Below are 622 nucleotides of genomic sequence, written 5' to 3'. Positions count from 1 at the left end.
TTCCTGAGCAACGATCGTCGTCTCAGGGTAAGTCGGGACCTAAGCCGAGGCGGAAAAGCGTAGGCGATGGACAACAGGTTGAAATTCCTGTACCGGTGTGAATCGTTTGATCGATGGAGTGACACAGTAAGGTAGGTCAGCACGCGATTGGAAGAGCGTGTTTAAGCAGGTAGGTTGAGCTATAGGTAAATCCGTAGCTCTAAAATCTGAGATGTGATGACGAGTGACTAGCAATAGTCGCGAAGTGATTGATCCTACACTGTCGAGAAAAGCTTCTAGGTAGAGACACATCGCCCGTACCAAAACCGACACAGGTAGGCGGGGAGAGAATCCTAAGGTGCGCGGGAAAACCCTCGTTAAGGAACTCGGCAAAATGCCTCCGTAACTTCGGGAAAAGGAGGACTCATGTAGTGTGAAGAGCAGCAACGCTTGGAGCATGAATGAGTGGCACAAGAGAGGCGCAAGCGACTGTTTACCACAAACACAGGTGCCTGCTAAAGCGAAAGCTGATGTATAGGTGCTGACACCTGCCCGGTGCTGGAAGGTTAAGAGGAGGGGTTAGACTTCGGTCGAAGCTCTGAATTGAAGCCCCAGTAAACGGCGGCCGTAACTATAACGGTCC

General features: G+C 51.1%; 1 rRNA gene. It reads left to right on the top strand.

Annotation, left to right across the window (positions count from 1 at the left end):
• Positions 1-622, top strand: a 23S ribosomal RNA gene (locus NE668_RS09715); the annotation flags it as partial.

This window comes from Veillonella parvula (genome assembly GCF_024461875.1).
Classification (GTDB): domain Bacteria; phylum Bacillota; class Negativicutes; order Veillonellales; family Veillonellaceae; genus Veillonella; species Veillonella parvula_I.
The sequence above is the reverse complement of the archived record's forward strand: the minus strand, read 5'-3'. Positions and strand labels throughout refer to the sequence as shown.